Genomic DNA, 25700 nt, shown 5'->3' with positions numbered 1-25700 from the left:
AACCCGGCTCACATGATGAGCAGCAAGCCACATGCGCTTTGACTGTAGTGACAGAGAAGCCTTGCAATGCTGAAAAAACTACTGGGTGCCTTGCGCACCCTGATGTCCGTGCCCTCCGATAATCCTCGGCTGCTGCAAGCTCAATACATCGCATTGTCCCGACAACTGCCGCTGATGTACTTCGTGCTGTTGGTCAACACCTGGGCGCTTGCCGTTACCCATTGGGCAACTGCCCCGATGTGGCTGACGTTGCTGGTACCGACAGTCCTCACCATCGGGTGCGGCATTCGCGCGCGCAAATGGCTGCTTACGGTAAACCAGACGCCGCCAGCTTCAAGTAAGATTCTGGCGACGCTGCGCGGCACCAATAGGCTGGTGGGTATCATCTCCGCCGCATTTGCGGCATGGTCTTTGTCGATGTACCCCTATGGCGATGCCTATACCCAGGCGCAAGTGGCGTTTTTCATGGGTATCACCGTGATTGTGTGCATTTTCTGCATGATGCATTTGCAATCTGCCGCCTTGATTACCGCAGTGATCGTCAACACAGCGTTCGTTATTTTCTTCGCCTCAACACACAACATCACGTTTATCGCCACGGCGGCAAGTATCGTGCTGGTATCAATCGGCATGCTGATCATTCTTCGCCATCAGTACCGCGCCTTCACCAGCCTGGTGAACGCCCAGTTCAAGACTGAACAACTGAGCAACGCGAACCTGTTGTTGGCCAATCGGGACAGCCTGACCGGCCTACCTAATCGTCGGCATTTTTTCCAGACACTGGATACGGCGATGAACGAGGCACTGCTACAGCGGAGCGGGCTAGCGGTGGGTGTGCTGGATCTGGACGGGTTCAAGCCTGTCAACGACCTGTATGGCCATAGTGTCGGTGACCGGCTGCTGATGCTGGTCGCTGAACGGCTGATCAGCGCTGTCAGCGATACCGTGCAGGTATCGCGGCTGGGCGGTGACGAGTTTGCACTGCTCGTCAAGGGCGACATCAGTGACGAAGCGTTGCTGATGTTTGGCAAGCACATTTGCACGTTGATACATGAAGGTTTCGAACTCTCGGAAATACCGATCCAGATCGGCGCGACCCTGGGTTTCGCGACGTTTCCGGCTACCGCCGACAATGCCGCCCAACTGTATGAATATGCAGATTACGCCCTTTATCAAGGGAAGAACCACAACCCCGGGTCCACTTGCCTGTTTTCGGCCAGTCACCGTGAACAACTTAATGCCGATGGCGTAACCGAGCAGGCATTGCGTCGGGCGAACCTGGAGACGGAGTTTCACGTCTTGTTTCAGCCGATCATTGAAAGCTGTACACGCGAAACAGTGGCTTTCGAGGCGCTGGCACGCTGGAACAGTCCAGAACTCGGCGCGGTATCGCCTGCGCATTTCATTCCAATTGCTGAGCGGATCGGCATGATCAACGAGCTGACCGCCCCTTTGTTGACGCAGGCACTACAGCGAGCATTGTCCTGGCCGTCGCCGATCAAGCTGTCGTTCAATTTGTCGGCCCATGACTGCGCGACTTGGGAAAGCGTCAAGAAAATTGTCGAGATAATAGAGAACAGTGGTTTTGACGCCTCACGACTTGATCTGGAAATCACTGAAACGGCCGTCATGCAGGACATTGGGCAGGTTCAACAGGCGATTGCCCAGTTTCGCCAGCTAGGTTGCGGTATCTCCCTTGACGATTTTGGCACCGGTTACTCCAGTCTCAGTCAGTTGCACGCCCTAGCGCTGACCAAACTAGCAGCGCTAGACCCTCGAACAGTCCGCAGGTACCGCCTACTTCGACGGCTCCAGCCGGGCGTGAGATGCTTTTGCTACGGTCCACTGAGTTGTCGCGCCGAACAAGAGAGCGGCTCGAGCAGAGCTTTTCGACAGCGGAGGAAGACAAGCAGCAGGCTACTAGCATCGTTCAACGTGGCAGAATGGGGGTCAGGTCAGGGGCTGGTCTTCATCGGTTAGAAATACTTACTCACCAATCTGTGGAACGCGGCTGTTCATCGTCCAAGGCCTTGAGTAGTTCAGATGACGACGTGTCCTCTGCTGAGTCCTCTGAGGCGGATATCGACGCAGTATTTAACTATAGAATTGCAGCGTTGAATAATGCGAACGCTAGTCAATCTTGTATGGGCTTGGCAATCCAATGGCTGCGATTGCGTGATGAGGGGGAGGCGAGTTACAGAGTGGAGGCGCTGGATCTTGACCATGCTTCAGACATCCAGAACCAATACGAAAATGCAGCAGGTTCAGTGAGCGGGTCGCGGGAGCAGCGAGAAGCAGGTCGAATATCGGCGCGCAAAACCCTTTTGCGAAGTCAAGATTTGCAGCCTGTAGGTGAACCCTCGGTATTTCATGCGGATCGGCAATCGACCTCATTGCAAAAATTGCGCGCCATGGTAGCGCCCGCTTGATCAGCTTGTGCTTTGAAAACAATGGAAAGCGTGTAAGGCATGCCATCACTGCTTCCAGCTCCGAAGGCAGTGTGAACCTCTTTGATCCAAACTATGGCGAGTTCTCTACCACTTTACCGGAGTTGCCTTCGATGTTCCAGAATCTAATGACTAGATACCGGACACCGCCCAAGCGCTGATCGACAAGACCAGTCAGCTACTGCCACGCATCAAAATCACCGAGCTGCTGATGGACGTGGACGAGTGGACGGGATTTACCCGTCACTTTACCCACCTGAAGGATAGGGCTCTAGCCAAGGATAAAACCCTGCTACTGTCCGCAATCCTCGGCGATGCAATCAACATCGGACTGACCAAAATGGCCGATTCGAGTCCGGGCATGACTTACGCTAAGTTGTCGTGGCTGCAAGCCTGGCACATCCGCGACGAAACCTACGCGACGGCACTTGCCGAACTGGTCAACAGCCAGTTCAGTCATTCCTTCGCTGCCAACTGGGGAGACGGCACCACCTCATCGTCCGATGGCCAGCGCTTCCGCGCAAGCGGTCGAGGCGAAAGCACCGGGCACGTCAACCCGAAGTACGGCAACGAACCGGGGCGGTTGTTCTATACCCACATCTCCGATCAGTACGCACCGTTCAGCACTCGTGTGGTAAATGTCGGTGTTCGCGATTCAACCTATGTGCTCGATGGATTGCTGTATCACGAGTCAGATCTGCGGATCGAGGAGCACTACACTGATACTGCGGGCTTTACCGATCACGTGTTCGCCCTGATGCACCTGCTGGGCTTTCGTTTTGCCCGCGCATCCGCGACCTTGGAGAAACCAAGCTGTATGTGCCACAGAGCGTGCAGGACTACCCGACACTGCGCCCAATGATCGGCGGCACGCTGAACATCAAGCACGTTCGCGCTCACTGGGACGAGATCCTGCGTCTGGCCGCTTCGATCAAACAGGGCACCATCACCGCCTCGTTGATGTTGCGCAAACTGGGCAGTTACCCACGCCAGAACGGACTAGCCGTGGCTCTGCGGGAGTTGGGCCGGATCGAGCGCACGCTGTTTATCCTGGACTGGCTGCAAAGTGTCGAGCTGCGCCGCCGTGTGCATGCAGGCCTAAACAAAGGCGAGGCGCGCAACGCCTTGGCCAGGGCGGTGTTCTTCAATCGCCTCGGTGAAATCAGGGATCGGAGCTTCGAGCAGCAGCGCTATCGGGCCAGCGGATTGAACCTGGTGACCGTCGCCATCGTGCTGTGGAACACGGTCTACCTGGAGCGGGCCACCCAAGGGCTGACTGACGCCGGAAAGCCGGTGAATACCGATCTGTATCAGTACCTGTCGCCGTTGGGCTGGGAGCACATCAACCTGACCGGCGATTACGTTTGGCGGCAGAGCCGCAAGCTGGAAGACGGTAAATTCAGGCCGTTACGACAGCTCGGAAAACCTTAGCGAATGAAAGGGACTTCCCCGTCCCAAGGGCGCGGCGAAAGTCGCGAATCGGCATCGAAGTGCCATGATGAAGTGTCAAACCTGCATCAAAACCACAGGAGGGGAAGTCCATGCCAATTATTACCGTGGGAATCGATCTAGCCAAGGCCGTATTCGCCGTTCACGGCATCGATGAGGCTGGTAAAGCCACCTTGGTGAAGCCCAAGGTTGCGCGGGATCAACTGGTGCCATTGATCGCCCAGTTGCCCCCGTGCTTGATTGGTATGGAGGCTTGCTCAGGCGCTCATCATTGGGCGAGGGTGTTCGCCGAGCACGGCCATACGGTCAAGTTGATGGCTCCTAAACTCGTTTCGCCTTATCGAATGTCGGGTAAGCGCGGCAAGAACGATGCCGCAGATGCGGCCGCGATCTGTGAGGCAGTGACCCGACCCAGCATGCGGTTTGTCCCTGTTAAAGACGAGCATCAGCAGGCCACTCTTTGCCTTCATCGAACCCGCCAGGGATTCATCGAAGAACGCACCTCTACGTACAACCGACTGCGCGGATTACTTTCTGAATTCGGCGTGGTCCTGCCACAAAGCCCAGAGCGATTGAGAAAAGAGATTGGTCCCTGTCTGGACACCTTGCCTGGCTGGGCAAGACGGTGCATGAGTGAACTGTTGGAGCACACCAGCCATATCGAGGATCGGCTGGTGGAACTTGATCGAGCCATCAATCAGATCGCTCGCGAAGATGATCGTAGCCGTAGGCTGCTGCAATTGCGTGGGGTTGGCTCGACCACTGCAAGTGCTTTAGTGGCCAGTATTGGAGATGGGCACGACTTCAGAAACGGACGCCAAGTGGCTGCCTGGCTCGGTTTGACGCCAGGCCAATACAGTAGCGGCGGCAAGCAGCGCCTGGGGAGTATCACCAAAGCCGGGGATGCCTATTTACGCAGTCTACTGGTGCTTGGAGCTCGATCTGTCATGGCCAACCTGGGCGATAAGCAAGACCCTCTCAGTCGCTGGATCCGCAACCTCATAGAGCGACGGGGTTACTGGCGTGCGGCCGTGGCGATTGCCGCCAAGAATGCGAGGATGGCCTGGGCCGTTCTGCATTACGGCGACACGTTCAAGCCTGAACAGGCAGAACCAACGGGCGCGTAAACACCAGAGGTCATGACTGATCACCTTGTAAGGCGTTAGGGCGAGGATCATGAGCGGATAAAAGGATCAATGTGCACTGCCGTCGTTGATGTGAAGCGGGTTGGACCTGCGTGGGGGATACCTGAAAAATCGTATGGGAAATTCAGTCCCGGTTAGCGAACGAGGCCCTCACGTGCGTCTTTCATCAGGGTCCGAGCGATCAGCTCAAGATGACCGTTTGTAGTACCGCAGTCCTTCACCTTCTTACGTCGATCCGGCATATGCAGCTGAGTCAAACAGCAACTATTGGGCTTGTGCTCAATGGGGAAGCCCTTGTAGTACGATTTTTTCCGTTTTCTCTATTCGCCCCAAATGGAATGCGAGCCGACGCGGCTGAATGCAAGCTCGCTTGCAAATAATGTGAGCCCGACGGCTCCGTCAGTCGCAGTTAATCTGAGCCGAAAAGCGCATTGATTGCGAGCACGGCGTTTTTCAAATGCAAGCCGTTACAGAGAGGTCGCCTATCGCCCCTGATTAGGGGCTGAGGGAATGATCATCGCGATGAAAACCTTACAACTGAAACTTGCTTGTTGCCGCTGATGCAGAATTGACCATGCTACCGAAATTTCGCTGACCCAAGCTTCTATTTCGTAAAGCTTTAGTAGGTCTGACTTTCGGCTAAATACTTATGGGGCAACGCCATGTCGGCAGATAGGTCAATTCTGCATCAGCGATAACAGTTAGTGTGCAACAAGGCTATTTATCTGGCGCTGGGGGTATTACCTGATGGCACGCGCGACATTCTGGGTATATGGATCGAGAGCACCGAGGGTGCCAAGTTTTGGATGAAGGTGTTCAACGACCTCAAGACTCGTGGCGTTGAAGATGTTCTGATCGCCGTCACGGATGGCCTCAAAGGAATACCGGAGGCGTTGGGGGCGGTTTTTCCTGCCACGACGCTGCAAACCTGCATCGTGCATCTGATCCGCAACAGCTTGGACTATGCCGCTTGGGATAAACGTCGGGCACTGGCCAAAGCACTCAAGCCGATCTACCAGGCGATCAATGCCGATGTGGCTGAGCAAGAGCTTAACGCCTTTGAAGCGGGCCCCTGGGGCAAGCAGTATCCGACTGTAGTTGCTGCATGGCGTCGCGCCTGGGATCGGGTTATACCGTTTTTTGTTTTTCCGGCGGGCATTCGCAAAGTGGTTTACACGACCAATGCCATCGAGAGCATCAATGCCCAGTTACGCAAGATCATCAAGACTCGAGGGCACTTCCCGACCGATGAGGCTGCGACGAAACTGATATGGCTTGGGTTGCGCAACATCACCGCCAACTGGGGTCATGCGGCACACGACTGGAAAGTGGCAATGAATCAATTTGCGATCCTGTACGGAGACCGATTTACCAGACCGAGCTGGTAAAACAAGGGCCTGCCTGACGGCAGGCCCTAACCAGCCCGAACACAAAAAAACTGATACTCCCCGGCTACCTTTCTCCTGAATCTAAATTTACCTCTATCCGTGAAGCGGTAGGCCAGACGCTTGCCCACGACCTGCCATGGTTAGCACCAAAGGTGCCACAGGTCTTAATCGATCACTGGATGAATAATTTTCCAACCGCCACAGTACAGATGCCTGGCGCTCTAGGTTTGATTCTAGAGCTAGAAAGCAAGGATATTAAGGTTGGTGTTATTTCTAACGGTGCTGAAAGGTCGCGCAGGCAAACCATAGCCGCATTGCCCTTCGCCGAATCGGTTAGCACGGTAATTAGCTCGGAAGCGTTTGGGATGGCTAAGCCAGCGTCCGATATTTTCCGAGCAGGGGCCGCACAGCTGGGTTTTCCTCCCGAACAGTGTTGGTTTGTAGGCGACCATCCCATAAATGACTACCAAGGTGCAAAAGCAGCGGGAATGTACGCCGTGTGGTTTCAAGGGTTTCATTCATGGCCCGAAGGCATTATGCCAGCGAAGTCTTCTATAACTTCGCTAGACGAACTACCCAATCTAATCTCACAATGGTTCCCTGGATTGGACGCTAAGTTATGTGTCCGCCCTAAGCTCTGGCGGGTTGTCACCAGATGCAATTGCTGACGTTCGCAACTGCTTGCTCATCAAGCTCGAAAGGCCCGACTGCTGCGGTCAGCAGGTCTAAGCGTACGGGGAGTACGCCTTGCGCAGATCAGCTAGGCATCCAGTGATGCGGCAACAGTTGGTCGATTTCACTGGCCTTCTGCGTCGGCAACCGCGTCAGTAAATCCTTGAGATACGCAAACGGATCATGTCCGTTCATTCGTGCAGACTGGATCAAACTCATGATTGCTGCCGCCCGTTTGCCGCTGCGTAAGCGTCTAGTAAAGGCATCTGGCCCGCTAGATTATCCTCTGCCTTCGGTTCTTATGATGTACTACACGCCCCCTGCACTACGAATGCTCGATGACCTTGGACAATAACTCCATGACAGGACTAATCAGGTCTGCGGTCTCAAGCGCTCCATACTGGAAGAAAATGCCCAGATACGACAGTGCGCGAAGGGTGCTTGCAACCTCAGGACCGCCAACCTGGCCGAAGGCCATGCGCGCCTTTGCCATCAGTCATACGGTTCACTTCAGCGACCAGATCCTGCTCCAGCGCTGCAATGACGTGCACAGCGCCGGTTTGCAGAAGTATGTGGCAGCCGCCTGAACGGAGGTGAGTCCTGCTGGCCGCCTCATCCGCTCCGCTCCAGCCCTGAAGTATCACGGGTTCTCTTCTGGCGTCTCTTTCCCGGAGCCCTCATTGATCAACACCATGCTCTGCGGCGCAGACAGCGCTACACCCAGCTCCCTCAGACGCCCCAGGACCGTAAACAACAGGTCGCTCCGTGCGCCACCCACCGAACGCGGGCTGTTTACGTAGCCGCTGGCGCTGATGATCAAACCGGTATTGGTCAGGTCTTTGAAGGTGACTGAAGGTGCAGGCGTGTCGAGTATCGCTTCATGCTCGGTAAAGGCCTGCAACAGCAGCTCGCGTATTTGCAGAACATCTGTTTCCAGGGGCAGGGTAAGCGTGATTCCTACTACCCCCAACGCGTTGCCCATGGTGACGTTGCGCACGTTTTGCGTGATGAACTGCGAGTTCGGCACGATCACTGTCGAGCGGTCGCCCATCTGGATTTCGGTCGCGCGGACGTTGATCCGGCGAATATCGCCTTCGACCCCTGCCAGGCTTACCCAGTCGCCGACTTTGACCGGACGCTCGGTCAGCAGAATCAGGCCGGAGATGAAGTTCTGCACAATGGCTTGCAGGCCGAAACCTATCCCCACCGACAGCGCACTGACCACCCAGGTCAAATTGGTCAGGCTGATCTTGAGCGTGGACATCACCACGGCCACCACCAGCACAAAGCCGATGTAGCCGATCAAGGTCACCAGCGAGGCCTGCATGCCCGCGTCCATGTTGGTCTCGGGCAGAAGGCGTTCTCCGAACCACTCCTTGAGTACCCGCACGCCCAGCAGGCCGACGACCAGGCAAATCAGTGCCATCAGAATATCGCTGGGGACGATGTTCAGGTTGCCCAGGGATTTGGACGTGACGTCCATTTGAGTGAAACTTGCGAGCAGGTCGCCCGGGCTGGAACCCGAAGGCAGGAAAGCCAGCAGCAATGCGGTAAGCAACAGCAGGGTACGGCCTATGCCTGCCAGTACCGTGCTTGCCTGGGCTTGGTGACGGGCGGACAAGCCCAGCGCCGAACCCAACGCCATGCCGCCAGGTTGTTTGGGCGACAGAAGGGTCTCGCAGATGTCACCGAAGCAGGCGATCAGCAGATAAGCAGTGGACGCCACCACGCTCACCCAAAGCAGTTTCACCGCCAGAAAGTACGCCAGCGTCAGGTAGCCGCTCAGCAACGCCAGCAAGCTCAGGCCGACCCATACCGCAACGATAAAGGGAAGCAGTCCGACGAAGCCTGCTGGCCGCTCCAGCTCGAAGCGTCGGCGGGTTCGGCGGTAGCGCACCAGAGCGTAGAAAAACACCAGCGAAACCGCCAGCGCTGTCAGGCCATTGACCGCTACCGTCAGGGCCAGGCTGCTGGCTATGACACTGTTGATGCGCTCCTGCGTGCCGATGATCATGAGTGCCAGCGCCAGGGCTGGCGGGAAGCGGCCCAGTGCCGTGGCGATCTGGTCAGGGATTTGCGGCAGACGCCATGAGGCGTGTGCCCGCATCAACAACGCGCGGCCCAGTCCGACGATGAAAGCGCAGAAAGTGATCAGCGTCTGCACCTGATCGAGCAGGTTGACCACGTCGTTGCTGAGCACCGCATTGCGCACGATTCCCCAGCGCAACAAGGAAGTGGCAACGGTAATGGTGAGAATGGTCGATAGCCCTACAGCCAGTGCCAGGGCGCTGCGGCGCAGGCGGCCTTCGGGTAGCCAGCGAATCATCGACCAGATCAGCAAGCGCTCCAGCAGGCGGCGAACAACGACCCATACGAACAGCGCGGCGACTACGATGCTGATGAATTGCACACGGTTTTCCGGTGCCAGCGTGCTGCTGAGCACTTGGCGGACATCCACCAGAAGTCTGTTCAAGCGTCCCAGGTCGTCATCGGTAGGACGAATCAGCGTGGACCAGAACGCCGAGCTGAGCGGGCTCGCTGTCCGCGTGCTGATCTGCGAATCGAAAAGGCTGCGGCGCAGATTGAATATCTGCGTAGCCAGGTCACGGGCTGACTGGCTTAACGTGTTGGTTTGGCGTTCATCATTGACCAGCGCGTTTTTCTGAGTGGTCAATGTCTTGCGCTGACTGGTCAGACTTGGCGCCTCGTCCGGTTGCGCCGGCCCGAGAATGTTGAGCTGATCATTCAGGTGTTCGATGTCGACAGCTTGTCGGGCAGTCAGATTGTCGGCTTGTTTCTGGACCTGCAAAGCGGCCTGCCGCAGGCTTGAAAGCAGGTCATCGTTGGCACTGCCCGTCACTTTTTGACGGATCTGATCCAGTTGTTCGCTCAAGTCATCCAGGCTCGGTGCATCCACTGCGGGGGATGCGCTACTGGTGCTATCGGTTTGAGGCGCCGGGCTATTCTGGGCCAGGGCTGGCAAGGTCACGCACAGCAAAAGCAAGGCGAGCAGCCCAGTATGAAAACGGTTCAGCGAAGCGTGCTGCATTATTTTCCCTTCTTTGCACTAAGCGGCCTGGCAAGACCTGTGTATTTCAGGCACGGGCCTTGTCTGTCTTGAGCTGCACTCACGAGTCTCTGGAGCGCAGCCAATAGAATATCAAGGACTTCGCGTTTGAGCGCTGAAAACACGGGCCAGCGAAAATAGGGCGCTACGGTCATCAACCTAACAAATGTTAGGTAGGGTATTGACTGGGCTCGGGAGTGTGCTACGGTCTATCTACCTAACAGTTGTTAGGTAGATGCCCACTCCATTTCACAGGCCCGACCATGACCTCCAGATTGCGACTTTTCACATCTCCTTCGGCTTTTCCAAACCCCCAGCGCCTGCGCCTGTTCATCCACGAAAAAGGCATTGCCGATCAGTTCGATGAGACTATTTACGACATGACCCCCGGCGGAGAGCAGCGTGGCTGGCGTCATCTCAATATGAACCCTTGGGGAGAAACGCCCACCCTTGAACTGGCAGACGGCAGCTTCATTTCCGAGACCGCCGCTATCGCTCGCTATCTGGATCAGTCTTATCCGGGCCGCAAGATCATGGGGGAAGGCGCTCTGGAACAAGGCCTTGATAACATGTGGGATAACCGGATCTGGGTGCATATTCTCTACCGGATCGTTGCCGCGTTTCATGTATTGCACACCGGGCTCGGCTTCAAACTTGAACTGACGAAGAACGAAGCATGGGGCGAGCACTGCCGCAAAGAGGCGCTGACACACGCCGCATTGGTCAACCGTCATCTTTCCGATGGCCGCGAGTGGCTGTTGGGCGGCGAGGCGCCGACTTTCGCGGATATCACCCTTGCAACCGCCATTGCCTTCTCCAAGTTTCCGGTCAACGCCACGCCGCTGGATGAGCGTTTCGAGTTCCTGGACTTGTACTGGAAGCGCTGGCAGAAACGCCCGGGTTTCCAGGCCGCCTATGCTGATCGCAGCAGCGGTATACCCGAACTGGACTCGCCGGCCGAGTGACCGACCTGTTGCGCGCGCACATTATCGTCGGGACCGTCATTGCATGGCGTCCTCGACTTCCCCGTGCCTCGCACAACCGTTCTACCTGACAACAGTCAGGTTTTTGAATTAGCATGCGCCCGTTTGCAGAAACCTGTCCGAAGCACAAGGCACCACGATGACCATCAACGCACGAGAGGCCATTCTGCTTGCCGCGAGAAACATCGCTCAGTCTCAGGGTTATAACGGCCTGAACTTTCGCGATCTGGCGGCTCAGGTTGGAATCAAACCAGCCAGTATTTACTACCACTTTCCAAGCAAGGCTGACCTGGGTGTGGCGGTTGCCAGGCGCTACTGGCAGGACGGTGCTGCTGCTCTTGAGGCTATTTCTGAAGAAACACCAGACCCTGTCGAAGCGCTGCACCGTTTCCCGGAAATTTTCCGCCGCTCGCTAGAGGCTGAAAACCGCCTTTGTCTGGGCAGTTTTATCGGCGCTGAAACCGATAAATTGCCGCCAGAGATGACTCAGGAAATTCAGCTTTTTGCCCAGGTCAATATTGCCTGGCTGAGCAAGCTTCTGGTGGCGGCGAATGTTTGTATGCCAGCGGCCAGCGAGGTGCGGGCGCAGGCGATTTTTTCGGCTGTGGCGGGCGCTCAACTCATTGCGAGAAGCCGGTCAGACATTGCCCTTTTTGATACGCTGATCAATACCTATCGTGCCTGCGGGCCGCTGCCGGCTTAAGTAGATGCTGATCAAGCGGGATCAGGATTGCCAGCCAGTTGACCTGTTGCTGACGCCGCTGAACCTGTAAGCGCGCAGACACTATGGAACGCCAGACCTCGAATCACCCGACGGCAAGGGGTGCACTAATGTTTCTAAGCCTTGAAGTTCGCAGCTACAAGACGCAAAGCCCTCAGCACTGCCACGACCATACTCAATTGGTACTGCCGATTCGTGGCCGAATGGAAATTGACGTGGACGGTCGCGGTGGCTTTATTGATCAGTCACTTGCCGCGCTGGTAAAGCCTGGTTCGCGGCACTCGCAGGACACTCACGTCGACAGCCGTTTTCTGGTGCTGGACTGCGCACCGACGACGCTGGAGACAATCCAGATGGGGCGTCTGGCCGAGAAAATATATGTGCCTGTTTCGCCCGCGACCCGTCGCCTTATCGAATTCGCCGAGCTGATCGGTAACCAGCAACTGGCCATTGCTGCCTCACAGCTGGGCCCTCTGCTTCTGTCGTCCCTTGGCTCGGACACCTGCTGTTTTTCGTCCCCGATAGAGCAGTTGATAGCCCGTCTGCGAGCAAATCCTGGGGCACATTGGAGCAATCAGGCCATGGCCCAAGTCGCAAACATGAGCATGAGCCAGCTGCACCAGCGATTCCGGCAATTATTCGCTATGAGTCCTCAAGCCTGGCTGACTGAACTACGCATACAGGAGGCTAAACGGTGGTTGCGTGGCACCTCGCTGCCGATAGCCGAGATTGCCTTGCGTGCGGGCTTTTCCGATCAGGCATCGCTGACGCGCACCATGCAGCGTTTGAGCGCTACGACCCCGGCGGTTTATCGTAAAGCGCAAAAACAGTCCGGGTAAAAAATTCCGCAGTTACCGACAAGACCCTCCAGGCCCGACGCTCCAGACTTCATGCTTTAGGCGTTGGAGCGCAGGTGAAATGTTTGCTGATCGATCATTGCCCAAGGGCATTGTTTATGGCGTTTGCGCCGGTCTGTGCTGGGGCGTGATTTTCCTGGGCCCGCAGCTGACTCCAGGTTTGAGCGGTGTGCAGTTCGCGGTCATAAGATTTCTCTGCTACGGCGCAATTTCTGCGGTCCTGCTGATGCTGCGTTGGCGGCGTGTTTGCGCCAGTCTCACCCTGGCCGACTGGAAGTCACTCTTCTGGCTTAGCCTGATCGGCAACCTCATCTACTATTCGCTAGTGGGCACAGGCGTGCAGTTGGTCGGCATCGCCACAACGTCGTTGATTGTCGGACTTATTCCGGTGCTCGTAACCCTGGCAGGTCGTCATGACGCAAATGCCGTTTCTCTACGCAAGCTCTTCCCCTCACTGTGCTGCGCAGTGGGGGGCGTTGTGCTTATCAGTTGGCACGCGCTGATCAATGACCAAAGGCCCGATACAGCGGCAAATATTGTCGGGATTTTATGCGCGTCAGGTGCGTTGCTGACGTGGAGCTGGTTTGCGGTGAGCAATGCCCGGCGGCTGGTGCAGGTCACCAACGTCTCCGCGCATGACTGGGCGTTGCTTATGGGGGTCATGACGGGCGCTCAATCACTGCTTTTGGCAGCGCCGGTCCTGGGTTCTCAAGTGGGCACCTATGGTATTTCCGAATGGCTGCATTTTCTCGTGGTGGCCGGTGGCGTTGCGCTTTTGTCATCGGTGGTGGGTGGTGCCTGCTGGAATCAGGCGAGCCGACTTCTGTCCTTGGCACTCAGCGGGCAAGTGCTCGTGATTGAAACGCTGGCGGCGCTCGTCTTCGGTTTTTTATGGGAGCGCCGGCTACCCGACGGCTATGAGCTGGCGGCCATTGCCTTGCTGGTCAGCGGTGTGGTCTGGTGTCTGAATTGTCATCGTACGCCCCTGCATTCCCCGGCTGTCCAGCTCAAGCACCGCCCCTGAAGTGACCGCCTCACCTGCATTTCAAACCGGCAAACGAAGCTCCTTGCGCAGGCTCTTGTCAAACACCCCGGCAGGTGCAAAGCGACGCAGCATGCTGATTTGTCGGGCTGTCTTGCCGGCAGTGTAGCGCCGCTTGGGGAGTACATCGCTCGCCGCTTTAAGCACTACAGCCGCCACCACTTCCGGCAAATCGGCTTTCGGCATTACATCGGCGAGCAACGCCTTGAATCCTGCTCGGGCCTGATCGTATTCCTTCAATAACCGGTCCGGCTCAAGGCCGTTTTGATCGAAGACGGTTCGTACAAAAGCCGGCTCAAGGCCGTTTTGATCGAAGACGGTTCGTACAAAAGCCGGCTCAATGACCGAGACGCGAATATTGAAGGCGCGCACTTCGTGATCCAGAGATTCCGAGTAACCTTCCAGCGCATGCTTGACCGCCGAATAATGCGAAGAGTAGGGCGCGGGTATCAAGCCCAGAATCGAACCGATATTGATAATGCGCCCTTGGCCACGTTCGCGCATCGACGGTAATACCGCATTGGTCATGCGGATGACGCCGAACAGATTGACGTCGAACAACGCCTGCACCTGGGGTATCGAGAATTCCTCGGAGCCGCCTATCAGGCCAATACCTGCATTGTTGACCAGCAGGTCGATCCGCCCGGTCTGCGCAAGTACGCTGGAAACGAGCGCGCTGACCGAGTCATCGTCAGTTACGTCACAAGTACGCATGGATACCTGCGTTGCACTTTCGCCAATCTTGCGGCTGGTGCCGAATACGGTATAGCCCGAGCGCACCAGCGCCTCGGCCGTTGCGCGGCCGATACCGGATGATGCACCGGTGACAATGGCCGTTTTTCCGGAAGATGTGCTCATGTAATGCTCCAGTGTTCAAAAGGCTGGGGGCCGACAAGTTGCTTATGTGGGGAATTGAAAACGCGGGTCACCGACACTTACCTGATCTTCACAACTACTTTGCCTTTGGCACGCCCCCGGGCCAGGTACTCAAGTCCTTCTTTGGCCTGCTCAAGCGCAAAGACCCTGTCAATGACGGGTTTGATTTGCCCGCTTTCAAGTAACACGGCAATCTTCTCGAGTTGAGCCCCCTGCGGGCGTACGAACAGGAACGAGTAGGTCACGTGGTGTTTTTTCGCACGGCGCCTGATTGAGTGGCTCATCAGCCCGAAGAGGAAAGTGAAGAAGGCATTCATCCGGCGTGCCTTGGCGAACGCCTTATCCAGTGGCCCGACGAGGGATACGATCAAACCTCCTGACTTGAGGATGCCGACGGCTTTTTTAATCGTGTCTCCTCGCGTTGTACCCAGCACCAGGTCGTAGTCGCGCAATACTTGCTCGAATGCCTGCTTTTTATAGTCCACCACTTCATGTGCACCCAGGCTGCGCACCAGCTCTACATTGCCGGTACTGGTGGTCGTGGCGACGTTGGCCCCCAGGTGTTTAGCCAGTTGAATAGCGAAGGTGCCGATGCCTCCAGCCCCGGCAGGTATGAATACCTTCTGGCCGGGTTGAAGATTGGCGCGTTCTTTCAAGGCTTGCCAGGATGTAAGCCCGACCATTGGAATAGAGGCCGCTTGTACGAAATCCAGATTCGCCGGTTTAAGTGCAGCAGCGCGCTCAGGAACGGCTGCAAATTCGGCGATGCTACCTTTGCCGAGGTCAAAGATACTGGCGAATATGGCGTCACCCGCCTTGAAGCGGGTGACGGCTTTGCCTACCGCGATGACCACGCCGGAAAGATCGCTGCCCATAATGGCGGGTAATTCGTACTTGAGGACGGCCTTGAACGTGCCCGTGGTAATCATGTTGTCGATCGGGTTCAACCCGGCCGCGTGAACTTCCACTAACAGTTCATCAGGCTTGATGGTCGGCAGAGGTACATGCGTTATCGCAATTTCAGGCGACTTGCCATAGCTTTCGAAGGTAAGTGTTTTCATGACGCTAGGTTTCCAGGGTCGTCTGACAGTGATGGGTTGTTTTTAAAAACGATGTGCAGTTGAAGTTCGAACGCTTTATGCAAGGAACTCCAGAGCCGTTGAGACGAAGTCGGCGTGATACTGAAAGACGCAACCGTGGCCTGCGTCTTGATAAACCACCAGTTGCGCCTGCGGGAGACGTTGGCTCATATCGCGACTCAACTCGCTTGCGACCATGACGTCGCTGTCCCCGACGACGATAAGTACAGGCACCCGCAGGCGTGCAAGATCCTGCGCGGGTTGTTTGCCCCAGGCTTTGATTGCTTTGAGTTGGCGAAGCAGCAAGCGGGGCGTTGGCGGCTTGTCGCGGTCGACCGTACGTTCTTTCACCCTGCTCAGATAGTTTCTGGCAGCGCGTCGGCCATTGAGCGTGGAGGTGAAAAACATATCGACCTTGGGGTCTCGCAGCCTCAGCAAGCCTTTGAGAATAAGTGGCCAGGACAGCGCACCTATGCGCTCGATACCGTGTCCGCCTGCCGGTCCGGTGCCTGCCAGAATAACTTTGCGTACCAGATCGGGTGCTTTCAATGCCAGGTCCTGGGCCACGAAACCGCCCATTGAAAAGCCAATCAGATCCACTTGTCTGTAGCCCATTGCCCGCACAAGCTCGAGGGTGTCCCGAGCCATCTCGCCTATCGTCAGCGGCGCGGTGCCGGTCGATAAACCAGCCCCGCGATAGTCGATGGCGATAACGTGATGTCGGGTGGCAAGACCATCAACAATGCGCGGGTCGAAATCGTCCAGTACCGCGCCCCAGTAGTTGAGCAACAAGAGCGGCACGCCACCACGCAAACCTGACTCGCGATAGGCGAAGGCAATGCCTGCGACTGTTGCGATTTTATTAGGCGCCTGGACAAACGACTGCGCCGAATGAGTCTGCAGATTTGAGCTACTCATGATGGGTACTACCCTGGTTTCAGGCTTTGGTCAGATAGCGCTCTGCGGCGTTCGCCTGTCGAATGTCCGACAGCAACCCTTGCCGCGCGCCATCAAGCGCGTCCCAACGACCTGCAACGTGCAGTGGCGGAATGGTCACCAGTTCGCGACGATCGAAGCCCACCAGCGCTGCATCGACCAGTTCTTCAACGTCCATCACCTCGGGGAGGGTGTTGAGGTCGATCCCGGCGCGCTCCCAGATTTCGGTGCGGGTAGCTGTCGGCAGGACCGCCTGGATGTACACGCCCTTGGGTGCCAGTTCCAGGTTCAAGCCTTGAGACAGGAACAGCACATAAGCCTTGGTGGCACCGTAAACGGTCATGCCGAGCTCTGGCGCCAAGCCCACCACCGACCCGAGGTTGACGATTGAACCGGTACCGGACTGCGCGAAGCGAGGGGCCACTGCGGCAGCGAGTCGCGTCAGCGCAACAATGTTGAGGGCGACAAGCTTTTCAATGGCCTCAGCGCTCTGCTCAATGAACCCGCCGGACTGAGCAATACCTGCGTTATTGATAAGGACGCCGATCCGGGCATCGTCGCGCAGGCGAGTTTCAAGCGTTGTGAGGTCGGCAGAGTTGGTCAGGTCGGCCTGAAGCACTTCGACAGCTACGTCATTTTCTTCACTCAGCCTTGCTGCCAGAGCATCGAGGCGTGGCTTGTCACGTGCGACAAGCACCAGGTTGTGGCCGCGACGGGCAAATCGCTCGGCATAAATGGCACCAATACCGCTGGAAGCGCCAGTGATGAGAACAGTGGGGAGAGTAGTCATTGGTGATGTCCTGACAAGTAATGCGATGAGGGCAGCCAGGCGTTTGCGCCTGCGATTGTCGGTCACCCGGCAGGGCCTTCGACGCTGACGCTGAAAGGCCCTGCCAATTGATCCTTGGCGTTATGATTACGATCAAAATCTAAAATGTCAACGTATTGATGTTGGTCGACATCAAAATATGGCGAGGTCGTGTGCGCCTGCATTCATAGGCGAGAGGGGCGAAGAGAAATCTCGCGCGCAGGCGCTTTGGCCGCTCGGGAGATGCGGCGCAGAGGGCGTTTCAGAGGGCGAAGTGGGCGTATAGGCCCGGGCGCTTTTGCGGGGCGCGGAGCGCTATGGTGTAAGCAAAAAAGACGCCATCGGTTTGAGTATCGATTCGGCCGAGACTACAGAGAGTTCATCTAGCTTTCTGTCGATCGCCAATGAGGCATACCCATGCGCAGTGCTCCAGGCGAGGAAGGTGCGTTGCTCAAGCACTGTCGAGTCTGGTTCTGCACAGTTTTTTGCGACCCACGCCGTACGTATCGACTGACGAAGCAGTTGCAGCGTGGCTTCGCCTGAAGTGAGCAATCTGGGTAATGTGCGGTTGACCCCGCCCATTCCGAACATCAACCGGAAATGCTGCGGGTAGTTTTTAGCGAAATTGACATAGCCTATCCCACAGCCCAGCACACAGTCGCCAAGGTCCCGCTGCGCGGCATGGATAGCGTCGACCATCCGTTCATAACCATCGGCCACCACCTCTGCCATCAGGTTTTCCAGAGAGCCGAAATGGTGCGCAGGTGCGGCGTGTGAAACGTTCGCCCGTCTTGCGCATTCACGCAGTGAGAGTCCTCGCATGCCTGCTTCCCCTACGATGTCCCAGGCCGCCTGCCGCAAGACGGTCGGCAAGTTGCCATGGTGGTAAGTACGCGGGGTATCTGAGGTCGACATACGAAGCTCCCTGTCATGAAATAAAAGTTATATAGCCATCGTACAGCCTATCTTGTCAGTGACAAGATAGGCTGCTCTAATTGCTCCAGGTCTTATGGCTGGTGCGGAGAATACCGATGAGCAAACTTACCAACAGGCTTCGATTATTGACGCTGCGGGGCACCTTCATGCTTGCCAGCCGTATTCTACCTGGCCCCACCGGAAGATACCTTGCCCGACGTTTCGTTACACCCCAGGCCGCAGGACGTGCCGAGGCTGCGGCTGCGCTGAGCGCATCGGCGGATGTGCAAACGGGTACTCTGGAACTGAACGGGATCAAGATCTGCACCTATGTGTGGGGAGATCCTTCCAGTCAACCTTATGTGTTGTTCTCCCATGGGTGGTCAAGCTACGCGATGCGTTTTGTCGGCTGGGTGCCGTTGTTACGATCGATGGGCTATGCGGTGGTTGGTTTTGATCAGCCTGCCCATGGATTAAGCTCTGGCGATATCAGCCACATGCCGCAGTTTGTGGAAGTGCTTCAGCAGGTAGGACGCCATTTCGGAAAGCCTGCGGCCGTGATCGCTCATTCGTTGGGCGCTTCGTCAATCATTTTCGCTCAGGAAGAGCAGTGGCGTCCCGACCGGTTTGTGTTGATTGCGCCGTTCCTGGCCCCGGCTGACAACGCGCTTCATCAGTTTGAAACTTTTGGTATCGCGCACAAGGTTTTCGCACCTTTTGAAGGATACTTGCATGCGCTGAGCGGCCGCCGCTTCGCGGATTACGACGCTTCTGCGCGACTGCAGTTGCTTGATCGTCCAGCGCTTATTATTCATGACCGCCGAGATCGCGAAACCCCGTGGGAAAAGGGTGCCCGGTTCGCAAAGCTATGGCCCGGAGCACGTCTTTTTACCACGGAAGGGCTGGGCCATAACCGGCTGATTGATCACCCCTCCGTTACTGCTGAAGTGATGGAGTTTCTGAAGCCGGATAGTCACTTGCCAACGCCGATTGAACCATGACCTGGCTGGAGACGCGGGTCGTGGTTCCTGAAGCTGGAGGTCACTGTGAGCAATCATCATTTTTCCGATGAGCTGGCCGTGCTGGAGATCGTTGACAGCGCCCATTTTTTCCGCCCTGGAAAGATGACGTCTGGTCAGCTGTACCTGAGTTTGATTCGTCTCCAGCCAGCGGTTCCGGCAATAGGGGAATTCATGGAGATGATTGATCATCTCGTGAAAGAAGGCCTGTTGATTTCAGGTGCCGTATTGCCCTGCGACGCTTCGTTTCCCTATGTGCAGCATATTATTTTCGGTCTTACCGAGGTGGGCAAGGCTGTAGTGCAAGCAACAAAGTCTGAGATCGAAAGCGTCAACAGTTGAGTGCATGCCCTCAGCCCGAAGCCCTTCCGCATACATGCTTCTTAAAGCCGTCGTGCAAACGTTCCGTGCGCAATGCTTGCAGATTGTCGACCTTCAAAACTACATTAGCGGGGTTGAGGGCATTACGACATCAGTCGATAAAAACAGGAAGCCCAGACTTCCGCGCCCTTGAGAATGACAACTTCTTTCCCTCTGTTTTTTGCACGACGATTGTGCGATGGCTGCCGCCTACGGTAACTCATTGAAGCAGAAAGAAAATGATCGAACCCGAACGAATTGTGACCCTGTCCCGTGAAGTGGAATCTCTGGCAACTCGTGGCGTCAGCGATATACAACTGATCACCCGCCAGACTCGATTGCTGGCAATAAACGCGCTGATCGAAGCGGCGCATGCAGGTAAAGCCGGTCGGGGTTTTGCGGTGGTGGCCGAGGAGGTGAAGAATATCTCCGAGCAGATTTCAAAGATTGCCAGCGGTCTGACTCAAGACCTGCAAGCATCGGTCAATGAACTGACCGAACTTGGTAAGGGCATGTGTTTTGATGTGCGAGGACAACGGCTGGCAGACCTCGCACTGAACCTGATCGAAATCATTGATCGCAATCTATATGAGCGCACGTGCGATGTTCGCTGGTGGGCGACCGATGCATCGCTGGTTGATGTACTGATGACCCCAACTGCGCAGAGTCGCGCACACTCCAGTGAGCGCCTCGGCGTCATTCTGGACAGTTATACGGTGTATCTGGACATCTGGGTTGCCGATACAACCGGCTGCGTGATTGCGTCCGGTCGGCCCGATACCTTCGACAAGGTTATCGGTGCGAATGTAAATGAGGCGACCTGGTTCAAGCAGGCGGTGCGGCACTCGTCTGGCGATCAATACTTTGCCGGTGAAGTCGCTGTGGAGCCCTTGCTCAACGGCTCGCAAACCTGTGCGTTCAGTGCAGCCGTGCGCAGTAACGCTGGCAAACACTCACCTGTGATCGGCGTCATCGGGATTTTCTTTGACTGGAAGAATCAGTCGGACTCGGTGATCAATGGCGTGCGTCTGAGTGATGAAGAGCGCACCCGCACCCGAGTGATGATGGTCGATGCCAGCCACAGGATAATTGCCAGTTCCGCCCCCCAAAGCCCGTTGGGCCACAGTATCGACTTGCAGACCAGAGCGGGGCAGGCCACCGGTTACAGCACACTGCCCAACAATAGCATTCAAGGGTATTCAATGACCCCGGGCTTTGAGACTTATCCCGGCATGGGGTGGCTGGGGGTGATTGAACAGCAGTTGCCTTAGTTGCGCGTGCTTCCTGGCAGTCGGGATGTAGAGCCGCTGCCAGAAATTCTCTGGCAGCGGCTTGAGCGTTATATACGGAAGCTACCCACCAGCTGCGTCAAGCGGGTGGATTGCTGTTCAAGGTCAGTGCAGGCGCGCAGGGTAGCGTTCAAGTTCTCCACGCCTTGCTGGTTCAGGGTATTGATCTCTGTGATATCCACATTGATCGCTTCCACAACGGCAGTTTGTTCTTCGGTCGCCGTGGCAACCGAATGGTTCATGCCGTCGATTTCGCCAATGCGTTCGGTAACGTGTTCAAGGCTTGCAACGGCCTTGTTGGCAATGCCGACCGTTTCAACACTTTCACGCTGGCTTTCGTTCATGAGCGCAACAGCCTCGCGAGCGCCCGATTGCATCTGCCCGATCATCTCTTGCACCTGGCTCGCCGATTCTTGCGTTCGGTGGGCCAGGCTGCGTACTTCGTCGGCCACCACGGCAAAACCTCGGCCGGCTTCACCCGCGCGTGCCGCCTCGATGGCTGCGTTAAGGGCCAGCAGGTTGGTCTGTTGAGAGATACCGGTAATCACTTCCAGTATCTGGCCGATGTTGGCGGTTTTTGTATTGAGCGTTTCAATCTGTTCACTTGCGTTGCTGATGCGCTTTGACAGGCGGCTCATGGCCGCGATGTTCTGCCCGACCACGTCCTGACCGTCCGAGGCCAGCGTGCGTGCATCGCTTGAATGGCCAGAGGCGCGCGCGGCGTTCTGGGCAATCTCCTGGGTTGCAGCGCCCAGCTCATTGATGGCTGCGGCCACGCTGTTGGTACGGTTGGACTGCTGATCGGAATTGAGCATCGACGAGTTGGAGGCATTCACTACCGGCTGGGCAACTTCATTGAGCTGTACCGTGGAGGAGGCTACTTCACGCATCGAGTCGTGGATTCGTTCTACAAAGAGGTTGAAGCCGTTGCCCAGATACCCGAACTCGTCTTCGCTCTGAATCGTCAAGCGTTTGGTCAGATCACCTTCGCCGGCAGCGATATCGTGCATGGCGCGGCCCATCAGGTTGAGCGGCCGCATCAGTACGCTCAGAAGCATTCCCAGCAGAAGGATGATCAGCACCACCGCAATGACAGTCGCCACGATGGCCGAGTTTCTGAACTCGCCCAGTGATGCATAGGCGATCTCTTTGTCCATCGCCACGCCCACATACCAGTTGACGGAAGGCAGCCCGTCTACATGGGCAAACGTAAGAATCTGAGCTTTTCCGGCATGCTCGCTTTCGCTCAGGTCCTGGGACAATTTCGGCGTATTCGCCGGGTAGACTTCTGCCAGCGTTTTCATTACCAGCGAAGTGTCCGGGTGGACCAGAATGCGGCCATTCGCATCGACCAGAAACGCGTAGCCGTCGCCATGAAGGCGCAGCGAACTGATCATTTTCACCAGTATTTCCAGGCTCAGATCACCGCCAATGACCCCGGATACACCCGATGCACTTTTGACCGGTGTGGCAAGGGTCACGATCAACCCTTTGGTCACAGCATCCAGATACGGTTCGGTGAGGATCGTCTTGCCTGCGCGCACGGCATCGACATACCACGGCCGGGTCCTGGGGTCATAGTCGGCCGGCATGTCATCAGGAGGCTGAGTGACGAAAGAACCATTGCTCTTACCCTGGTAAATACTCATGAAGGTGGCGATAAGTGTGGGTTGGCCGAGGGCAAGATTCTGCGCGTCGGTTGATTGCGGCGAAGACGCATTTTCCGCCAGGTTCTCTACCAGAAGAATTCGCCCTGAAAGCCAGTTGCGGATGTTGCCTGCGGTGCTGTCACCCGTCTGATTCAGGTTCTCCTTCAATTGCAGACGCAGGGCGTTGCGTTGCAGATAGTCGTTGTAAAACGTGAACAGGGTGAATGCGGCGATCACTACGAGAGACGCCGCCAACAGGATTTTATGGCTGAATTTTAGCGATTTTGTCATGCCGATAAGGGCCTTTAGAGGGGGAGTGCCGAGAGGTGAAGTACAGCGAAAGCAATAGCGGTTTATCGGCGGGCGCGCCGATTAAAATGAATGCTGGTTATCATATAAATGCTTCGCGGAGCGTCTATCACAGCGCCTCAGGGGCAAGGCCAGGCCTAATCCGATGATCAAGCGGGGCGGTGAATAGTAATGAATGAGGTTTGCCGCTGTATCGAAGGCGTTTACTTAGTCGATCGTTGTGCTTCTGACACTTCATACCACTGCGCATATGGCGTGTTTTCCACATTGCACCGATTGAAATCCCTGGCCCCGTCAGTCCACCAGACGTCGCCGCGCTCCCCAAGTGCAACCTTGGCCTGGTGAACCCCGGCCCGGGCGGCTTTCAGTGCATCTGAATCCGCGCTTGCCTTGGCTGCCTTGACCTCGCGCCGGGCAGCCATCAACTCATTCACTAATAGCTGACGAACCTCTTCGCTCAGGGACGGATTGGAACATCGCCAGAGTTGTCCCTTGACCACAAAATACCGGCCATCGGGTGTCGTAGGGTGCACGCTATCAATAGCAGCGAGTGGCTGCATCCGCGCCGATCAGGCCTGTCACTCGCCCGGCGAGCGCATCCAGCCCGAACGGCTTGGTCAAAACTTGTGTGCAGGGCCGCAGGTGGCAGTCGTCCAGCACTGAAGTCTTGGCGTAGCCAGTGATAAACAGGGTCGGCAGCCCCGGTCGGCAGTCGCCCGCAGCGTCAGCCATTTCCCGGCCGTTCATGCCGCCCGGCAAACCGATGTCACTGATGAGCAGGTCGATGCGGGTATCTGACTGCAGGATCTGCAAACCTGACTGAGCGTCGCCTGCTTCCAGGCAGTTGTAGCCCAGGCCGGTGATCACCTCGGCGACAAGCATTCTGACCGACGGCTCGTCATCAACGATCAGAACGGTTTCGCCGGTGTGGTGCGCTGGCTCTTCGGTTATTTCGGGCTCGGCAGCGCGTGGAGCATTTTCAGCAATATGGCGTGGCAGGTGCATGACCACGCTGGTGCCCTGACCTTCAACCGACTCGACGCGGATCTGACCGCCGGACTGGCGCACAAAACCGTAGACCATCGACAGGCCCAGGCCGGTCCCGGCGCCAATGGGTTTGGTGGTGAAGAACGGTTCAAACGCCTTGGCGACGGTGTCCGGGCTCATCCCCATGCCAGTATCTGTGACGCGGATGCTCAAGTGCTCGCCGGCAGGAATGCCGTGATCAGGGTCGGTACATTCTTCAATGGACGCATTGGCTGTTTCGATGACGATGCGCCCGCCACTGGGCATTGCATCACGGGCGTTCAGGCACAGGTTCAGCAACGAACTTTCCAACTGGGCATGATCGATCAGTGCAGGCCACAAGTCATCGTGGGCGACGACTTTTATATCTATCTCCGGGCCGACCGTGCGTGCAATAAGTTCTTCCATGTCCTGAATCAACACGTTGACGTTGGTGACTCTCGGGGACAGGTTCTGACGCCGCGAAAACGCCAACAGCCGGTGAGTCAGCGAAGCCGCGCGCCGTACTGCGCCCTGAGCGACCGACACGTACCGGTCTACATCACCGACACGGCCTTGAGCCAGTCGTTTGGTGATCAGTTCAAGGCTGCCGGAAATGCCGGCCAGCAGGTTGTTGAAGTCATGTGCGATGCCGCCTGTCAGTTGTCCGACGGCGTCCATCTTCTGGGAATGGCGCAAGGCGTCTTCGATCTGCTCACGTTCGAAAACGGCTTGTTCGATGCGCTGTTCGAGTGTCTGATTGAGTTCTCTGACCGCTTCTTCGGCTTTTTTTCTGGCGGTGACATCAACAGACGAGCCGATCAGACCGATCACCTCGCCGTTTTCATCGAGCAAGGGCGCTTTGGTCGAGAGCCACGTCGCTGCAGAGCCGTCAGGCAGGTTGACCTGTTCTTCGATCTGTTCGCTGACATTGTTCTGCATGATCCGGCGGTCGGTTTCCATGAGCACCCGTGCCTGTTGCTGATCATCCAGAAACTCCAGGTCCGTCTTGCCGATGAAAAACTCGGGCGGCTTGCCGATCAGTTCAGCGGTGCCACGATTGGCGACCAGCATGCGACCTTCGAGATCCTTGGCGTAGACAACGCCCGGAACGGCAGCCGTGAATATCCTCAGCAATTCGTTGAGCCGGTCGCGCTCGTCTTCAGCTATGCGACGGCTGTCTATATCAAGCAATACGCCCGGACTGCGAACAGGCTTGCCGCGACTATCACGCTCGATTTTTCCGCTGGCTTCAACCCAGCGATAAAGGCCGTCTTTATGCAGAACCCGGTATTCGCATCGGTAGGTTTCGCTGTTCTGAAGCGCGTCCTCGATTGACTTGTCGACTCTGGCCGAATCGTCGGGATGAATGGAGGCTATCACCAGCTCCAGTGGCAAGCCTTTGGCGCACAGCTTCGGGCACAAGCCGAAGGTCCGGGCAAAACGCTCATCGCCGGTCAACTGATCGGCAATGATGTCCCACACCCAAGTGCCGACAACTGCCCCTGAATCAAGGGCGAGTTGTAGCTGCTCGACCGCTTCCTGCTCTGAAGGCGGGAGTGGCTGGGGGGCGAATGGCATGCCGCCGGAAACATCATTGCTCATCACTATCGACCCACTTGAACGCCTGGTTCACAAAGACTCAGTCATAGGGCAGCGCAGCGGCCTGAAAGTTGTACAAATT

The 25700-nt window shown here is 56.6% G+C and carries 19 protein-coding genes and 6 pseudogenes; 14 read left to right on the top strand and 11 right to left on the bottom strand.

The annotated features are described in order from the left end of the window. Positions 1 to 66: 66 nt before the first annotated feature. The 7 genes and pseudogenes from FFH21_RS18600 to FFH21_RS18570 form a co-directional block, all read left to right on the top strand. Positions 67 to 1698: pseudogene (locus FFH21_RS18600) on the top strand (putative bifunctional diguanylate cyclase/phosphodiesterase); the annotation flags it as partial. Further along, positions 1697 to 1747: a hypothetical protein gene (locus FFH21_RS31145; RefSeq protein ID WP_371217836.1), complete on the top strand. Its 51-nt coding sequence runs from the start codon at positions 1697 to 1699 to the stop codon at positions 1745 to 1747. The pseudogene FFH21_RS18600 and the gene FFH21_RS31145, both read left to right, overlap by 2 nt. Before the next feature lie 196 nt (positions 1748 to 1943). Then, positions 1944 to 2608: pseudogene (locus FFH21_RS30640) on the top strand (YopT-type cysteine protease domain-containing protein). Beyond that, positions 2584 to 3878: pseudogene (locus FFH21_RS18590) on the top strand (Tn3 family transposase); the annotation flags it as partial. The pseudogenes FFH21_RS30640 and FFH21_RS18590, both read left to right, overlap by 25 nt. A 110-nt stretch (positions 3879 to 3988) precedes the next feature. After that, positions 3989 to 5023: an IS110-like element ISPsy16 family transposase gene (locus tag FFH21_RS18585; RefSeq protein ID WP_011168770.1), complete on the top strand. Its 1035-nt coding sequence runs from the start codon at positions 3989 to 3991 to the stop codon at positions 5021 to 5023. Positions 5024 to 5742: 719 nt separating this feature from the next. Continuing rightward, positions 5743 to 6429: pseudogene (locus FFH21_RS18580) on the top strand (IS256-like element ISPsy17 family transposase); the annotation flags it as partial. Positions 6430 to 6479: 50 nt separating this feature from the next. Further along, on the top strand, positions 6480 to 7097 hold the full coding sequence (locus FFH21_RS18570; protein WP_273544631.1) for an HAD family hydrolase: 618 nt from the start codon (positions 6480 to 6482) through the stop codon (positions 7095 to 7097). 88 nt (positions 7098 to 7185) lie between these two features. Here the strand turns inward: FFH21_RS18570 and FFH21_RS18565 are convergent. Further along, positions 7186 to 7362: pseudogene (locus tag FFH21_RS18565) on the bottom strand (transposase domain-containing protein); the annotation flags it as partial. Positions 7363 to 7741: 379 nt separating this feature from the next. Further along, a complete protein-coding gene (locus tag FFH21_RS18560) occupies positions 7742 to 10150 on the bottom strand; it encodes a DUF3772 domain-containing protein (RefSeq protein ID WP_011169144.1) in 2409 nt (802 codons plus the stop codon). Between the two features lie 281 nt (positions 10151 to 10431). Here FFH21_RS18560 and FFH21_RS18555 point away from each other — a divergent pair, with 281 nt between their 5' ends. From FFH21_RS18555 to FFH21_RS18535, 4 genes are all read left to right on the top strand, one after another. Continuing rightward, a complete protein-coding gene (locus FFH21_RS18555; RefSeq protein WP_041924595.1) occupies positions 10432 to 11133 on the top strand; it encodes a glutathione S-transferase family protein in 702 nt (233 codons plus the stop codon). Between the two features lie 157 nt (positions 11134 to 11290). After that, on the top strand, positions 11291 to 11854 hold the full coding sequence (locus FFH21_RS18545) for a TetR/AcrR family transcriptional regulator (protein ID WP_004665881.1): 564 nt from the start codon (positions 11291 to 11293) through the stop codon (positions 11852 to 11854). A 128-nt stretch (positions 11855 to 11982) separates the two neighbouring features. Further along, positions 11983 to 12711, top strand: a complete 729-nt coding sequence (locus FFH21_RS18540; protein ID WP_004661271.1) for an AraC family transcriptional regulator — start codon at positions 11983 to 11985, stop codon at positions 12709 to 12711. Between the two features lie 79 nt (positions 12712 to 12790). Further along, positions 12791 to 13753, top strand: coding sequence for a DMT family transporter (locus tag FFH21_RS18535; protein ID WP_011169142.1), 963 nt, complete (start codon positions 12791 to 12793; stop codon positions 13751 to 13753). Between the two features lie 21 nt (positions 13754 to 13774). On the opposite strand, the gene FFH21_RS18530 is transcribed toward FFH21_RS18535, so the two are convergent. The 5 genes from FFH21_RS18530 to FFH21_RS18510 all read right to left on the bottom strand — a co-directional run bounded on the left by FFH21_RS18530 (position 13775) and on the right by FFH21_RS18510 (position 18385). Beyond that, the gene (locus tag FFH21_RS18530) at positions 13775 to 14629 is read right to left on the bottom strand and encodes an oxidoreductase (protein WP_011169141.1); all 855 of its coding nucleotides are present in this window, start codon (positions 14627 to 14629) and stop codon (positions 13775 to 13777) included. Between the two features lie 77 nt (positions 14630 to 14706). Beyond that, complete coding sequence (locus FFH21_RS18525; RefSeq protein WP_011169140.1) at positions 14707 to 15708, bottom strand: NADP-dependent oxidoreductase; 1002 nt, start codon at positions 15706 to 15708, stop codon at positions 14707 to 14709. A 75-nt stretch (positions 15709 to 15783) separates the two neighbouring features. Continuing rightward, positions 15784 to 16644, bottom strand: a complete 861-nt coding sequence (locus FFH21_RS18520; RefSeq protein WP_004665878.1) for an alpha/beta fold hydrolase — start codon at positions 16642 to 16644, stop codon at positions 15784 to 15786. A 19-nt stretch (positions 16645 to 16663) separates the two neighbouring features. Beyond that, positions 16664 to 17452: an SDR family oxidoreductase gene (locus FFH21_RS18515; RefSeq protein ID WP_011169139.1), complete on the bottom strand. Its 789-nt coding sequence runs from the start codon at positions 17450 to 17452 to the stop codon at positions 16664 to 16666. Positions 17453 to 17785: 333 nt separating this feature from the next. After that, positions 17786 to 18385, bottom strand: coding sequence for a TetR/AcrR family transcriptional regulator (locus FFH21_RS18510; RefSeq protein ID WP_011169137.1), 600 nt, complete (start codon positions 18383 to 18385; stop codon positions 17786 to 17788). A gap of 116 nt (positions 18386 to 18501) precedes the next feature. Between FFH21_RS18510 and FFH21_RS18505 the strand changes: the two genes are divergently transcribed. From FFH21_RS18505 to FFH21_RS30860, 3 genes are all read left to right on the top strand, one after another. Beyond that, positions 18502 to 19386 carry an alpha/beta hydrolase gene (locus tag FFH21_RS18505; RefSeq protein WP_004661280.1) on the top strand — a complete coding sequence of 295 codons (885 nt, stop codon included), beginning with the start codon at positions 18502 to 18504 and terminating at the stop codon, positions 19384 to 19386. A 45-nt stretch (positions 19387 to 19431) separates the two neighbouring features. Next, the gene (locus tag FFH21_RS18500; protein ID WP_011169136.1) at positions 19432 to 19746 is read left to right on the top strand and encodes a hypothetical protein; all 315 of its coding nucleotides are present in this window, start codon (positions 19432 to 19434) and stop codon (positions 19744 to 19746) included. 257 nt (positions 19747 to 20003) lie between these two features. Continuing rightward, positions 20004 to 21035, top strand: a complete 1032-nt coding sequence (locus FFH21_RS30860; RefSeq protein WP_011169135.1) for a methyl-accepting chemotaxis protein — start codon at positions 20004 to 20006, stop codon at positions 21033 to 21035. Positions 21036 to 21103: 68 nt separating this feature from the next. On the opposite strand, the gene FFH21_RS31140 is transcribed toward FFH21_RS30860, so the two are convergent. The 4 genes and pseudogenes from FFH21_RS31140 to FFH21_RS18480 form a co-directional block, all read right to left on the bottom strand. Continuing rightward, complete coding sequence (locus FFH21_RS31140; protein ID WP_371217834.1) at positions 21104 to 21868, bottom strand: methyl-accepting chemotaxis protein; 765 nt, start codon at positions 21866 to 21868, stop codon at positions 21104 to 21106. A gap of 90 nt (positions 21869 to 21958) precedes the next feature. Further along, positions 21959 to 22993, bottom strand: a pseudogene (locus FFH21_RS31135) (cache domain-containing protein); the annotation flags it as partial. Between the two features lie 221 nt (positions 22994 to 23214). Continuing rightward, positions 23215 to 23544, bottom strand: coding sequence for a hypothetical protein (locus tag FFH21_RS30630; protein WP_041924831.1), 330 nt, complete (start codon positions 23542 to 23544; stop codon positions 23215 to 23217). Positions 23545 to 23548: 4 nt separating this feature from the next. Continuing rightward, a complete protein-coding gene (locus FFH21_RS18480) occupies positions 23549 to 25621 on the bottom strand; it encodes a PAS domain-containing sensor histidine kinase (RefSeq protein ID WP_011169132.1) in 2073 nt (690 codons plus the stop codon). Positions 25622 to 25700: the final 79 nt, after the last annotated feature.

Origin of the sequence: Pseudomonas sp. KBS0707 (genome assembly GCF_005937945.2) — a bacterium.
GTDB lineage: Bacteria > Pseudomonadota > Gammaproteobacteria > Pseudomonadales > Pseudomonadaceae > Aquipseudomonas > Aquipseudomonas amygdali.
This window is presented reverse-complemented; position numbering and strand designations above follow the sequence as displayed.